Source organism: Mesorhizobium yinganensis (assembly GCF_040081985.1).
In the GTDB taxonomy this organism is placed as follows: domain Bacteria; phylum Pseudomonadota; class Alphaproteobacteria; order Rhizobiales; family Rhizobiaceae; genus Kumtagia; species Kumtagia yinganensis.
On the sequence record NZ_JBEBMH010000003.1, the window covers coordinates 143857 to 156324 of the forward strand.

At 63.4% G+C, this 12468-nt stretch carries 12 protein-coding genes; 11 read left to right on the top strand and 1 reads right to left on the bottom strand.

What is annotated here, in order from left to right:
• The first annotated feature begins 120 nt into the window (after positions 1–120).
• The 4 genes from ABMA59_RS07820 to ABMA59_RS07835 all read left to right on the top strand — a co-directional run bounded on the left by ABMA59_RS07820 (position 121) and on the right by ABMA59_RS07835 (position 4077).
• A complete protein-coding gene (locus ABMA59_RS07820) occupies positions 121–303 on the top strand; it encodes a hypothetical protein (protein ID WP_349004774.1) in 183 nt (60 codons plus the stop codon).
• A gap of 151 nt (positions 304–454) precedes the next feature.
• On the top strand, positions 455–835 hold the full coding sequence (locus ABMA59_RS07825) for a DUF3307 domain-containing protein (protein WP_349004775.1): 381 nt from the start codon (positions 455–457) through the stop codon (positions 833–835).
• Between the two features lie 996 nt (positions 836–1831).
• Complete coding sequence (locus ABMA59_RS07830; RefSeq protein ID WP_349004776.1) at positions 1832–2524, top strand: response regulator; 693 nt, start codon at positions 1832–1834, stop codon at positions 2522–2524.
• Positions 2512–4077, top strand: coding sequence for an ATP-binding protein (locus tag ABMA59_RS07835; RefSeq protein WP_349004777.1), 1566 nt, complete (start codon positions 2512–2514; stop codon positions 4075–4077). The genes ABMA59_RS07830 and ABMA59_RS07835 overlap by 13 nt, the downstream gene beginning before the upstream one ends.
• A gap of 42 nt (positions 4078–4119) precedes the next feature.
• On the opposite strand, the gene ABMA59_RS07840 is transcribed toward ABMA59_RS07835, so the two are convergent.
• The gene (locus ABMA59_RS07840) at positions 4120–5238 is read right to left on the bottom strand and encodes a zinc metalloprotease HtpX (protein WP_349004778.1); all 1119 of its coding nucleotides are present in this window, start codon (positions 5236–5238) and stop codon (positions 4120–4122) included.
• Positions 5239–5455: 217 nt separating this feature from the next.
• Between ABMA59_RS07840 and dnaK the strand changes: the two genes are divergently transcribed.
• The 7 genes from dnaK (at position 5456) to ABMA59_RS07875 (ending at position 12314) form a co-directional block, all read left to right on the top strand.
• Positions 5456–7369, top strand: coding sequence for a molecular chaperone DnaK (dnaK, locus tag ABMA59_RS07845; RefSeq protein ID WP_349004779.1), 1914 nt, complete (start codon positions 5456–5458; stop codon positions 7367–7369).
• Between the two features lie 109 nt (positions 7370–7478).
• Entirely contained in the window at positions 7479–8666 is a 1188-nt protein-coding gene (locus ABMA59_RS07850; protein ID WP_349004780.1) for an AAA family ATPase, read from the top strand.
• 9 nt (positions 8667–8675) lie between these two features.
• On the top strand, positions 8676–9806 hold the full coding sequence (gene dnaJ / locus ABMA59_RS07855; RefSeq protein WP_349004781.1) for a molecular chaperone DnaJ: 1131 nt from the start codon (positions 8676–8678) through the stop codon (positions 9804–9806).
• 100 nt (positions 9807–9906) lie between these two features.
• Positions 9907–10515: a phospholipid N-methyltransferase PmtA gene (gene pmtA / locus ABMA59_RS07860; protein WP_349004782.1), complete on the top strand. Its 609-nt coding sequence runs from the start codon at positions 9907–9909 to the stop codon at positions 10513–10515.
• Between the two features lie 37 nt (positions 10516–10552).
• Complete coding sequence (locus tag ABMA59_RS07865; RefSeq protein WP_349004783.1) at positions 10553–11143, top strand: NADPH-dependent FMN reductase; 591 nt, start codon at positions 10553–10555, stop codon at positions 11141–11143.
• A gap of 126 nt (positions 11144–11269) precedes the next feature.
• Positions 11270–11980: an orotidine-5'-phosphate decarboxylase gene (gene pyrF / locus ABMA59_RS07870; protein WP_349004784.1), complete on the top strand. Its 711-nt coding sequence runs from the start codon at positions 11270–11272 to the stop codon at positions 11978–11980.
• Between the two features lie 46 nt (positions 11981–12026).
• Entirely contained in the window at positions 12027–12314 is a 288-nt protein-coding gene (locus ABMA59_RS07875; RefSeq protein ID WP_349004785.1) for a DUF1330 domain-containing protein, read from the top strand.
• Positions 12315–12468: the final 154 nt, after the last annotated feature.

The following is a 12468-nucleotide window of genomic DNA, read 5'->3' on the forward strand; positions in this document are numbered from 1 at the left end:
TGTGCGGTGGAGGATAGATCGGATCTCGTCGTGAGCGCCCGCGAAGTGCCTGTGATGACAACGTCGCCTTTCCCTATCTGGCTCGTGACAAGACCCGGCTGCGCGACGATATAGTCACGCATGGCAAACGACGGCCCTCCGAAATGGATGCTCGTGCTGCTTTCGCTTCACGAAAGCCGTGCCGTGAAGAAAGTTTCGCCGCTGATTGTCATCTTGCTCGCCATGGTCCTCGCCGGCTGCGGCGGCGGCAGGGGCGTACGCTGCTCGGTATTCTCGCAAGGCTTCCCGCTTTGCGGAATCTGACGACCGATATCGTTGACCTTGCCGGCCTCCGGCTGCCCTGCCAAGGAAGGATGGACAGAAGCGCAGTTCGCATTACGATGACCTGCGGCAAGGCGATGCCGGTTGCGATCCACGCGCCCTCGCCGACGCCGTGCGGCCACGGAGGGATGGCATGCAGACTGAAACACTGATCTTGGTGCTGGTCTGCTTCCAGCTAAAGCACTACGTCGCCGATTACCTGTTCCAGCCGGCCTGGATGCTGCGCGGCAAGGGCAGTGTGCGATCCCCGGGAGGCTACGCTCATGCCGGCCTCCATGCGATCTGCTCGCTTCCGGTGCTGGCGATCGCCGGTCTCGTCGCGGTTCCCATGCTGCTGCTGGCGGCGGCCGAGTTCGTCGTCCACTACGCGATCGACTACGGAAAATCCGCGCTGTCGGGGCGTGTCCATTGCGGCCCGACGACACAGCTCTACTGGGCCATGCATGGTGGCGACCAATTGCTGCACCAACTCACCTATATTGCAATGCTCTATGCGGCGATCACCCTGAGATAGATGGCCTGCGGCATTGGAGGGCCGGTGGCCGCAAGGCTGCGGCGCGGTGGATTCGCTCGAGAGTAGCGCCAGCCCTTGCCAGCGTTAAGCCAATGTTCACCATCGAAACAAACTGGTCCGTGCGAGGCCCCGTTCGACTGAAACCGATGCCTTCGCTAGTGCGTACTCATGGAGTTAGCGCGACCGTGGAACTGATTAGGAGAAGCGGGGGTGTCGAATGAATTTACATGTGAAGGACCACACACGAATCCAAGTGACCCGCATTCACGCAGCCCTGCGTGAATTGAAGGATCTGGCAGAAGCGGAACGTTGCGATTTGCTGACACATCTGCTGGCCATGGCCTACATTGAATCCGGCGATATCCTGCGAGGGCTGCGTCCATCGCGAGCGGGCGGGAGGCCGCTCCCGGCCACCGGGAAAATCAATCGCCGGCCGGCCTCTCCGCATCGTCCCGGCTGATTCTCCTACCCCATAAGATTTTGGCATCCGAGGTCCCGGGACCGAGCCGCTGTGCCTCATCGCGACCGCTATCGTCGTCTCATTGTCCGCCGGACGGGGCGTATGGCAGGCACTGCGCAAATCCTGCACACAAGCCCTGAAACTCTGCGCGCTTGCGGCGTGCATTGTCCATGAAGCGTGGCCACAACCACAGAATGCAAAGCAGCATCCACCGCATCCCGCCCCGAAATCGTCTGCCGGCAACCCTGCTTTCCGACGGCTGGTGGCTGGAACCCTCGCCTCGCCGAGACCCGAATTGGGAAATCGTTCCGTTTCGCACGCATTCAGGATCGGCGCGCCGCACGACGGATCTTTCCAACAGGCGCAGCCAATCGTCATGCGCTCTGCGCTAAAAACTCAATTCGCGGCCGAGGAGCGCCAATCTTCCGACGCTTTCATTGACGCTCTATACATGCTGTTGCGTCAATCCATCTGAAACACAGTCCAGCGCCGCTCTTCCGAGAGTTGGTCATTTCGAACATTGAAAGATTGCCTCCATGGCGCATCGCATACTGGTCGCCGATGACGATCCCCATATCCGCGAGGTCATCTGCTTCGCGCTGGAGAAGGCCGGCATGGTCGTCGACGCGGTCGGCGATGGGCCGTCCGCGCTCCGTGAAGCAGAATGCAAGGCACCCGACCTGATGGTGCTCGACGTCGGCATGCCGCTGATGGACGGGCTGGAGGTCTGCCGCGAACTTCGCAAGACATCGCGCCTGCCGATCCTCTTCCTATCTGCCCGCGACGAGGAGATCGACCGCATCCTCGGGCTGGAAATGGGCGGCGACGACTATGTCGCGAAACCGTTCAGCCCCCGCGAATTGGTGGCGCGGGTCAATGTCATCCTGCGGCGCGCCCGCCCGGAGCCGGAAGCCGACGAGGACGAACCGATGGCGCATGGACGGGTCGAACTCCGGCCGGCGCAACGCTGCGTGCGTTTCGGCGAAGTCGACCTGGATTTCACGGCAATCGAGTTTTCGATCGTCAAGCGCCTGCTCGCGCGCCCGAGCTACGTGCTGACGCGCGCGCAGATCGTCGACGCCAGCCACGCGGCCAACATCCACATCTCCGACCGCACCGTCGACAGCCATATCCGCAACATCCGCGCCAAATTCGCCGCCGCCGGCTGCAGCGATGCCGTCGAGACCGTGCATGGCGTCGGCTTCCGGCTCGGCAGATGCGGCGCGTGAGGGACAAATGGCGTCCGCGCCTTGGGTTCGTCGTGCTTGTCATCCTGCTGACGGTTCTGGCGCTGCCGCTGGCCGGGCTGTTCTTCTTTCGGGTCTATGAAAACCAGTTGATCCGCCAGACCGAGGGCGAACTGATCGGCCAGGGCGCGGTGATCGCCGCCGCCTTCGCGGCAGAGGTCCGGGCGGCCGTGCCCGCCTCTTCGCTGGGGGCGACCGTGCCGGAAAGACCGGCGTCCGAACGCTCCGAGCGCCTGCATCCGATCGAGCCCGGGCTGGACCTGGCCCTCGACCCGATCCTGCCGCCTCGTCCGGCTTCAACGTCCGGAGTCCCCGATCCTGCCCTCGCCGCGCTCGGTCCGAAATTCTCAGGAGTACTCGATATCGCGCAGCAATCGACCTTGGCTGGCTTCCGGCTGCTCGATCCGTCGGGCGTGGTCATTGCCGGCGGAAGCGAGGTCGGCCGCTCCCTGGCTGGCGTCGAGGAGGTTCGCGACGCGCTCGCCGGCCAATACGCCAGCCGGTTGCGCTCGCGCATCCGCGACCGGCCGACACCGCCGCTCTATTCGGTGAGCCGCGGCACCATGCTGCGCATCTTCGTGGCCATGCCGGTCGTGGTCGACGACCGCGTCGCCGGCGTCGTCTACATGTCGCGCACGCCGAGCAATGTGGTGAAACATCTTTATGGCGAGCGCGGCAAGCTGGCGCTGGCGGCCATTGCCATCCTCGCCGCCACGCTGATGATCGCCTTCGTCTTCATCCGCACAGTCAGCCGTCCGATGTACGAACTGATGGACCGCACGGCTCGCATTGCCGCGGGCGACCGCGATGCGATCCGCCCGCTCAGCCACCACGGCACCCGCGAGATGGCGGAGCTTGCCGGCGCTTTCCTCGACATGGCGCGAAAGCTGCAGGCGCGTTCCGACACGATCCGTACGTTTGCCACCCATGTTTCGCACGAGCTGAAATCGCCGCTGACCGCGATCCAGGGCGCCGCCGAACTGCTGCGCGACAGCGATGATGGCATGGACGCGGCCACGCGGGCGCGGTTTCACGCCAACATCGTCGCCGACACGGAACGGCTGAACGGCCTGGTACGTCGCCTGATCGAACTCGCACGGGCCGAAAACACGGTGAGCGGGGGCGAAACCGCCTCGCTGGCCGAGACGGTTTCGACACTCGGCACGGAGCCGCGGCTTGCCATCGAGATCGAGGCTGGCGGCGACATCCGCTTTCGCATGTCGGCCGAGAACGCGGCGATCCTTTTGAGGAACCTTGCCGACAATTCGGCCCGCCATGGCGCGAAACATTTCCGCCTGGCCGCTTCCGGGACTGGAACGGTGACGATCCTGGCCGACGACGACGGCAACGGCGTACCGCCGGAGAACAGGGCAAAAATATTCGAGCCTTTTTTCACCACGCGGCGCGACAGCGGCGGTACCGGGCTTGGGCTGGGCATCGTCGCGGCGCTGGTGAAGTCGCATGACGGGGCCGTCGCGTTGGCCGACAGCGCGTCAGGCGCGCGTTTTGTCATTACCTTGCCAGGCGTCGCTTAGCTCATTCGAAGCCTGTGCGCTGATCAGACGGATGGCGCGAACTCACCACCAGACGAGACCGCGCAAAGGGCGGATACGCGGTGCGCCGTCCGGTGCATGCAAGGCATGTTCGCTGCCCAGACCGTCGCCGATGTCCGCCAGCGGCGCCATAAGGGCATTGTAAAGCGGCCCATGACGGCCGCCACGCCGATGGATGCGCGGCACCATGGACCGGCGCGGAACCGGGATCGGCCTGGCCGGCTCGGACGACGAGGGCAGGACGATCGCCGCCTCGCCGGCCAGCGCGCCCATCTCTGCCTTCAACGCCGCCAGCCGTTCCAACCTGTCCTTGGTGGCCGGATGCGTGCGCAGCACCGACGGGTCGGGGATGCGGCCGCCGGGCAGCAGGATGCCCTCCCACAGCCGGCCCCGCGCCCGTTCCAGCTTTCGCAGCGCCGAAGCCAGCCCGTCCGGATCGCCGGTCAGCACGGCCGCGCCGAAGTCGGCGTCGAACTCGCGGGTGCGCGACAGCGCCATCTGCAGCAGCCCGCCGACGGTCGGGGCGGTCAGAAGCACGAGCACGGCCAGCCAGGGCACCCGATTGCCCACGCCGCCGAACAGTCCGCCAAGATTGATGAACAACGTGAACAGGCCGACGGTCGACATCACCGAGGTGAAGCGCGAGACGATGTCGGCCAGCGCCATCACCTTGATGTCCTCATGGGCGATATGGCTGATCTCATGGGCAAGCACGCCGGCAAGCTCACGCGTCGTCAGCCTTCTCGCCAGCGCGTCGGTGATGGCGATCACCGAATCGTCGCGCCGGCCGACCGCGAAGGCGTTCAGCATCTGCGAAGGAATAATATGCAGGCGCGGTACAGCCGGCAGTCTCGCGCGCGCCGCGAGCGCCCTCAAGAGGCGCACGCCGGCGGGAAATTCGGCCTCGGTGACCGGTTTGGCCTTGTACATGGAAAGCACCATTAGCGGGCTGACCCGCCGGACCGCCAGAAGCGAAGCCGCCCCGAACCCCACCGCCAGCACGACACCGAAAAACCCGCCGAAAACCCATGCGGTGACGGCAAGCAGCAGCAGGCTCCCGCCCGCCAGCAGGCCGGTGTGCAGCGTGTTCATGAGGCGATGCCGGCGCAGAGCTACGGGGTCGATCGTGGTGGTGTCGGTCATCCGCTCAATATGGGAAACATACAGGTGTTTTGCCTCTATTTTCCCGGCGTATGCCATCCCGACGACGCTTGCGCGGCGAAATTGCTCTTCTTATATACGCGCCACAGCCGCCAGGCGGCCGTTGCAACGGTTTGCCTGGCGAATTTCCTGAAGACAGGGGTTTTCGCCGGAACGCCTCATTGGGTCCTGAAAACCTGCTAAGCGGAGAGACTAGAACATGGCAAAAGTAATCGGCATCGACCTGGGAACAACCAATTCCTGCGTAGCCGTCATGGACGGCAAGGACGCTAAAGTCATTGAGAATGCGGAAGGCGCGCGCACCACGCCCTCCATCGTCGCCTTCACCGGCGACGGCGAACGTCTGGTCGGCCAGCCGGCGAAGCGCCAGGCGGTGACCAATCCGGAAAATACCGTATTCGCTGTGAAGCGCCTTATCGGCCGGCGCTACGACGATCCGGTGACCGAGAAGGACAAGAAGCTCGTCCCCTACAAGATCGTCAAGGGCGACAATGGGGACGCCTGGGTCGAGGCTGGCGGCAAGAAGCAGTCGCCGTCGCAGATATCCGCGATGATTCTACAGAAGATGAAGGAGACGGCGGAGGCCTATCTCGGCGAGAAGGTCGAGAAGGCGGTCATCACCGTTCCCGCGTATTTCAACGACGCCCAGCGCCAGGCCACCAAGGACGCCGGCAAGATCGCCGGCCTCGAAGTGCTGCGCATCATCAACGAGCCGACTGCCGCGGCTCTCGCCTACGGCCTCGACAAGAAGGATGGCAAGACCATCGCCGTCTATGACCTTGGCGGCGGCACCTTCGACATCTCGGTGCTCGAGATCGGCGACGGCGTGTTCGAGGTGAAGTCGACCAACGGCGACACCTTCCTCGGCGGCGAGGATTTCGACATGCGCCTGGTCGAATACCTGGCGGCCGAGTTCAAGAAAGAACAGGGCATCGACCTGAAGAACGACAAGCTCGCCTTGCAGCGCCTGAAGGAGGCCGCGGAGAAGGCGAAGATCGAGCTGTCGTCGTCCGCCCAGACCGAGATCAACCTGCCCTTCATCACGGCCGACCAGACTGGTCCGAAGCACCTGACGATGAAGCTGACGCGCGCCAAGTTCGAGCAGCTCGTCGACGATCTGGTTCAGCGCACGGTTGAGCCGGTGAAGGCCGCGCTCAAGGATGCCGGCCTCAAGGCGGGCGAGATCGATGAGGTGGTTCTCGTCGGCGGCATGACCCGCATGCCGAAGATCCAGGAGATCGTGAAGCAGTTCTTCGGTAAGGAGCCGCACAAGGGCGTCAACCCCGATGAGGTGGTGGCGCTGGGCGCGGCGATCCAGGCCGGCGTTCTGCAGGGCGACGTCAAGGACGTGCTGCTGCTCGACGTGACCCCGCTGTCGCTGGGCATCGAGACGCTGGGCGGCGTGTTCACCCGCCTGATCGAGCGCAACACGACGATCCCGACCAAGAAGAGCCAGACCTTCTCCACCGCCGAGGACAACCAGGGCGCGGTCACCATCCGCGTCTTCCAGGGCGAGCGCGAGATGGCTGCCGACAACAAGGCGCTCGGCCAGTTCGACCTGGTCGGCATCCCGCCGGCGCCGCGCGGCGTGCCGCAGATCGAGGTGTCGTTCGACATCGACGCCAACGGCATCGTCAACGTCACCGCCAAGGACAAGGGCACCGGCAAGGAGCACCAGATCCGCATCCAGGCTTCCGGCGGCCTTTCGGACGCCGACATCGAGAAGATGGTGAAGGACGCCGAGGCCAATGCCGAGGCCGACAAGAAGCGGCGTGGGCTGGTCGAAGCCCGCAACCAGGCCGAGGCTCTGGTGCATTCGTCCGAGAAGTCGCTGAAGGACTATGGCGAGAAGGTTTCGGAGGCCGACCGCACCGCGATCGCCGATGCCATCGCCGCTCTGAAGATGGCCGCCGAGGGCGACGACGCCGACGCCATCCAGGCGAAGTCGCAGACGCTGGCCGAAGTGTCGATGAAGCTCGGCCAGGCCATGTACGAGGCTTCCCAGAAGGAAGCGGCGGAAGCCGACGCCAAGGCCGACATGGGCAAGGAGTCCGACGTCGTCGACGCCGACTTCGAGGAGATCGACGAGGACGACAAGAAGAAGTCGGCTTGATCGAGGAAATGCAAAGGGCGGACCGGTTCAGCCGGTCCGCCCTTTTTGTATCTTTAGGGACTTTATCCGTTTATATCGACAATTTCTTATAATCGCATAAACTCCCCATATGGATCGTGTTCGCAACCCCTACGCCCCTGGCGCCGGCAGTCCTCCGCCCGAGTTGGCGGGACGGGAAAATCTGGTCGAAGACGCTAAGGTCATTATCGGCCGGATCAAGGCAGGACGGCCGACACAAGGCATGATCCTGACCGGGCTGCGCGGCGTCGGCAAAACCGTTCTCCTGTCAGAGATACGCAAGATCGGCGAGCAGGAAGGATTTGCGGTCCTTCTCATCGAGGCGCACGAGGGTAAGAAACTCGCGGAGATGCTCGTGCCTCCGCTTCGTGAACTGCTGTTTTCCATGAACGCCGCCGAGAAGGCGCGTACGCTTGCTGCTCGCGGCTTGCGGGTCCTGAAAAGTTTCGTCTCCTCGCTCAGCATTACCATCGAGGGCGTGACGTTCGGTCTCGGCGTGGATCCGGAAACCGGCACCGCCGACAGCGGCGACCTAGAAGCCGACCTGCCAAGGGTTTTCGAAATCGTCGGCGAGGCGGCAAAGGCCGCGGATCGGCCTGTCCTCATCCTCTTGGACGAAATTCAATATCTCGAGCCGGTGGAATTCAGCGCGCTGATCATGGCGATCCATCGGGTAAACCAGCGCCAGTTGCCGATTGCGCTCGTAGCCGCAGGTCTGCCGCAGACGCTGGCGCTCGCGGGCAATTCTAAGTCTTACGCGGAACGCCTTTTCCGTTATCCCGAAGTCGGCGCGCTGGACGACGACGCTGCCCGACGCGCGCTGCGGGAGCCGGCCCGCTCGGAGGGCGCGGATTTCACGGAGCAGGCAATCGACCGCATTCTTGAGGTGACGAAGCGCTATCCCTATTTTTTGCAGCAATGGGGCTATGATTCTTGGAATGTCGCCCCCAGAACACCTATCTCGGCTGAAGATGTGGACCACGCGACCGAGCATGCCATCGGCGAACTGGATCAGAGTTTTTTCAAGGTGAGATTCGATCGCTGTACTCCCGCGGAGAAACGTTATATGCGCGCCCTGGCTTCGCTCGGGCCTGGTACACAGCGTTCGGGCGATGTTGCCGAAAGCCTTGGCGTCAAGGTGACTTCGCTGGGGCCCGTGCGGAATTCACTCATCCGGAAAGGCATGATTTATTCGCCCGCTCATGGCGATACGGCATTCACCGTTCCCCTGTTCGACGAATTCATGATTCGTGCCATGCCCGAACTCAACGCGGGTTGAAAGACTCTGATGAAAGCTGATTTCTACGAAACGCTGGGCGTCCAGAAGGGCGCGGACGACAAGGAACTGAAGGGCGCGTTCCGAAAACTCGCCATGCAGTTCCATCCCGACCGCAATCCAGGCGACGCCGCTTGCGAGCACAAGTTCAAGGAAATCAACGAGGCCTACGAGACGCTGAAGGATCCGCAGAAGCGCGCGGCCTATGACCGTTTCGGCCACGCCGCTTTCGAAAATGGCGGCATGGGCGGCGGCGCGGGCTTCGCCGGTGGCGGCGGTTTCTCCGATATCTTCGAGGACATCTTCGGCGAGATGATGGGCGGCGGGCGCCGCCGCTCCGGCAGCGGCCGCGAACGCGGCGCCGACCTGCGTTTCAACATGGAGATCCTGCTGGAGGAAGCCTATGCCGGCAAGACCGCTCAGATCCGTGTGCCGACGTCCATTTCATGTTCCGATTGTTCGGGTTCGGGCGCGAAGCCCGGCACGCAGCCGGTAACCTGCTCGCTCTGTTCGGGCTCGGGCCGAGTGCGCGCCGCGCAAGGCTTCTTCTCGATCGAACGAACCTGCCCGCAGTGCCATGGCCGTGGCCAGACCATAAAGGACCCTTGCCAGAAATGCGCAGGTCAGGGCCGCGTCACCGAGGAGCGGTCGCTGTCGGTCAATATTCCGGCCGGCATCGAGGACGGCACCCGCATCCGCCTGGCCAATGAAGGCGAAGCCGGACTGCGCGGCGGCCCGCCCGGCGACCTCTATATCTTCCTGTCGGTCAAGCCCCACGAATTCTTCCAGCGCGACGGCGCCGATCTCTACTGTAAGGTGCCGATCTCGATGACGACCGCCGCGCTCGGGGGCTCCTTCGAGGTGACCACGCTCGACGGCTCGCAGACGCGCGTAAAGGTGCCCGAAGGCACCCAGAACGGGCGACAGTTCCGGATGAAGAGCAAGGGCATGCCGGTGCTGCGCCAGCCGACCATCGGCGATCTCTACATCCAGACGGCGGTCGAAACGCCGCAGAACCTGACGAAGCGCCAGCGCGAATTGCTGGAGGAATTCGAAAAGCTCTCCTCGAAGGAGAATTCGCCGCAGTCGAGCGGCTTCTTCGCCCGCATGAAGGATTTTTTCGAATCGTTCGGCGACAGTTGACAAGGAGCAATCGGGGACAACCCCTTCAAGACGCTGCGTAAGCCTTGCAATGGGGGGTCAGGCTGCTATTGATCCCCCGAAAGCGACAGGGAGTTTGGCCATGCGACGCGGATCGGAGTTGCGCAAGGCGCTGGCCGAGAAGTTCGACGACGAGCTTCGTTTCTTCAAAGGCTGGATCGACAAACCCAAGGCCGTTGGATCGATAATTCCCACCAGTTCGATCACCGCAAAACGCATGGCTTCGGTCATCGACATTTCCTCCGGCCTGCCGGTGCTGGAGATCGGGCCCGGAACCGGCGTGATCACCCGCGCCATACTGGCGCGCGGCGTGCCTGCCGCTAAGCTCTACGCCGTCGAATATTCTCCGGACTTCGTTCGACATCTCAGGCGCAATTTTCCTGGCGTCAAAGTCGTCGAGGGTGATGCCTTCGATCTTGAGTCGACACTGGGCGAAGATGCGCCGAAGCGTTTCGACAGCGTGGTTTCAGGCGTGCCGCTGCTCAATTTCCCGGTTCAGCAGCGCGTTGCCTATATAGAGGACCTGCTCGATCGCATTCCTGAAGGCAGGCCGATCATACAACTGACCTACGGCCCGAAATCGCCGGTGCCGCCGGGCCTCGGCAATTACAGCGTGAAACATTTCGACTTCGTCATCCGCAACATCCCGCCCACGCAGTTGTGGGTTTACCGGCGCGGCCGCGGCAACTGATGCGCGGCCTTGACGCGCGGCAAGGACGCAAACGCCGTTGAATCCCAAAATCCTCGTCTTCGCCGGCTCAATCCGAACCGGGGCCTATAGCGGCAAGACAGCCGATGCGGCCATGAAAGAGCTTGCCCTGCAAGGCGCCGAGGTCACCCGCATCTCGCTTGCCGACTATCCACTGCCGATCATGGACCAGGATCTGGAGGCGGAAAAAGGCGTGCCGGACAATGCGGTGAAACTCGCCCGGATGTTTGTCGATCACGACGGAATTCTGATCGCCACCCCGGAATACAACGGCTCGATGCCGCCGCTGCTCAAGAACACGATCGACTGGATCAGCCGGGTCCGCAAGGACCGCGGCATTGTGTTGCGGCCGCTGCCCGGCAAGGTCGTGGCGCTGTGCTCATCCTCGGAAGGCTATTTTGCCGGTATCCGCAGCGCCAATCATCTGCGCGCCGTGCTGTCGCATATCCAGATGGAAGTGATCCCGCAACAGGTCTCGGTCCCCCAGGGCGGCGAAGCCTTCGACGACAATGGCGACTTTCGAGACGAGCGGTTGCGAAACGGTATGCAGCGGCTCTGCCGCGCACTGATCGAACGCGCTACCATGCTGTCAGCGCGTTACGAGTCTTGATGGATCTTTTGCCGACAGGCGATCTCGCGGGTAAGGACCAGCCTGCAGACCAATTGGCATTTCGTCTTGCCGATCGCGCCCTTCTCTGCGACTGGACGCGGATGGAATCCCTGGACGGAGTTTCGGATGCCGCATGATGATGTCGCCAGGCGCCTGATCGTCGGACTCGACGTGCCGGATCTGAGGACGGCGCAGGCGGTGGTGCATGATCTCGACGGCACCGTTTCCTTCTACAAGATCGGCTATCAACTCGCCTTCGCCGGGGGCCTCGCCTTTGCACGCGAACTCGTCGAGGCGGGCAAGAGCGTTTTCCTCGACATGAAACTGCTCGACATCGACAACACGGTGGCGAAGGGCGTCGAGAACATTGCCAGGATGGGCGTCACGATGCTGACGCTGCACGCCTACCCCAAGGCGATGAAGGCTGCCGTCGAGGCGGCGCGCGGCACGCCGCTCTGCCTGCTGGCGGTTACCGTGCTGACCTCGATGGACGAGCAGGATCTGATCGATGCCGGCTACGAATACGACCCGCATACGCTGGTGCTGCGCCGTGCCGAGCAGGCGCGTTTGGCCGGCATGGGCGGCATCGTGTGCTCCGCGAGCGAAGCCGCCGCCGTGCGCAAAATCGTCGGGCACGATGTAGCGGTGGTGACACCCGGCATCCGTCCCGCCGGCGCCGACCATGGCGACCAGAAGCGCGTTGTTTCGCCTGGAGATGCGATACGCGCCGGCGCCAGCCATCTCGTCGTCGCCCGCCCGATCATCGCCGCGCCCGACCGCCGGGCGGCCGCGCAGGCGATCATCGCCGAGATGGCGGAGGCTGGACGACCCGTTTGAGCGGCGGCCTCGATCGTAATCGCCTTCGAAAGGCAATGGAGGAAAGATGCCCAAGGGATACTGGATCGCCCGCGTCGATGTGCGCGACGCCGAGGGATACAAGGACTATGTCGCGGCCTCGAAGCTCGCCTTCGACAAATACGGGGCGAAAATGCTGGCGCGGGGCGGCGCCCACGAACTGGCGGAAGGTACAGGCCGGGCGCGCAACGTGGTGATCGAGTTCGCATCGCTGCAGACCGCCCATGACTGCTACCACTCGCCGGAATATCAGGCCGCAAAAGCAATCCGGCAGAAATACGCCGAGGGTGAAGTTGTGCTGGTGGAGGGTATCTGAGCCCTGTCGACGGTCACGTTCGACGGCCGCGATGTTGGACCAAAGGATGAGGCCACTTCTCGCGGCCGCATCTATTGCATCGCAACAATAGATCGTTAACTTCGTTGTCTAACGATAGGGGGGTTGCCGCGCAATCCGCGCGGCATTGGGGTTT

What these genes read in the sequence shown, in the direction of transcription:
- ABMA59_RS07850 (WP_349004780.1), top strand. Translation starts at nt 7,479, where the DNA reads ATGGATCGTGTTCGCAACCCCTACGCCCCTGGCGCCGGCAGTCCTCCG.
- dnaK (WP_349004779.1), top strand. Translation starts at nt 5,456, where the DNA reads ATGGCAAAAGTAATCGGCATCGACCTGGGAACAACCAATTCCTGCGTA.
- pyrF (WP_349004784.1), top strand. Translation starts at nt 11,270, where the DNA reads ATGCCGCATGATGATGTCGCCAGGCGCCTGATCGTCGGACTCGACGTG.
- ABMA59_RS07820 (WP_349004774.1), top strand. Translation starts at nt 121, where the DNA reads ATGGCAAACGACGGCCCTCCGAAATGGATGCTCGTGCTGCTTTCGCTT.
- ABMA59_RS07825 (WP_349004775.1), top strand. Translation starts at nt 455, where the DNA reads ATGCAGACTGAAACACTGATCTTGGTGCTGGTCTGCTTCCAGCTAAAG.
- ABMA59_RS07875 (WP_349004785.1), top strand. Translation starts at nt 12,027, where the DNA reads ATGCCCAAGGGATACTGGATCGCCCGCGTCGATGTGCGCGACGCCGAG.
- ABMA59_RS07840 (WP_349004778.1), bottom strand. Translation starts at nt 5,238, where the DNA reads ATGACCGACACCACCACGATCGACCCCGTAGCTCTGCGCCGGCATCGC.
- pmtA (WP_349004782.1), top strand. Translation starts at nt 9,907, where the DNA reads ATGCGACGCGGATCGGAGTTGCGCAAGGCGCTGGCCGAGAAGTTCGAC.
- dnaJ (WP_349004781.1), top strand. Translation starts at nt 8,676, where the DNA reads ATGAAAGCTGATTTCTACGAAACGCTGGGCGTCCAGAAGGGCGCGGAC.
- ABMA59_RS07835 (WP_349004777.1), top strand. Translation starts at nt 2,512, where the DNA reads ATGCGGCGCGTGAGGGACAAATGGCGTCCGCGCCTTGGGTTCGTCGTG.
- ABMA59_RS07830 (WP_349004776.1), top strand. Translation starts at nt 1,832, where the DNA reads ATGGCGCATCGCATACTGGTCGCCGATGACGATCCCCATATCCGCGAG.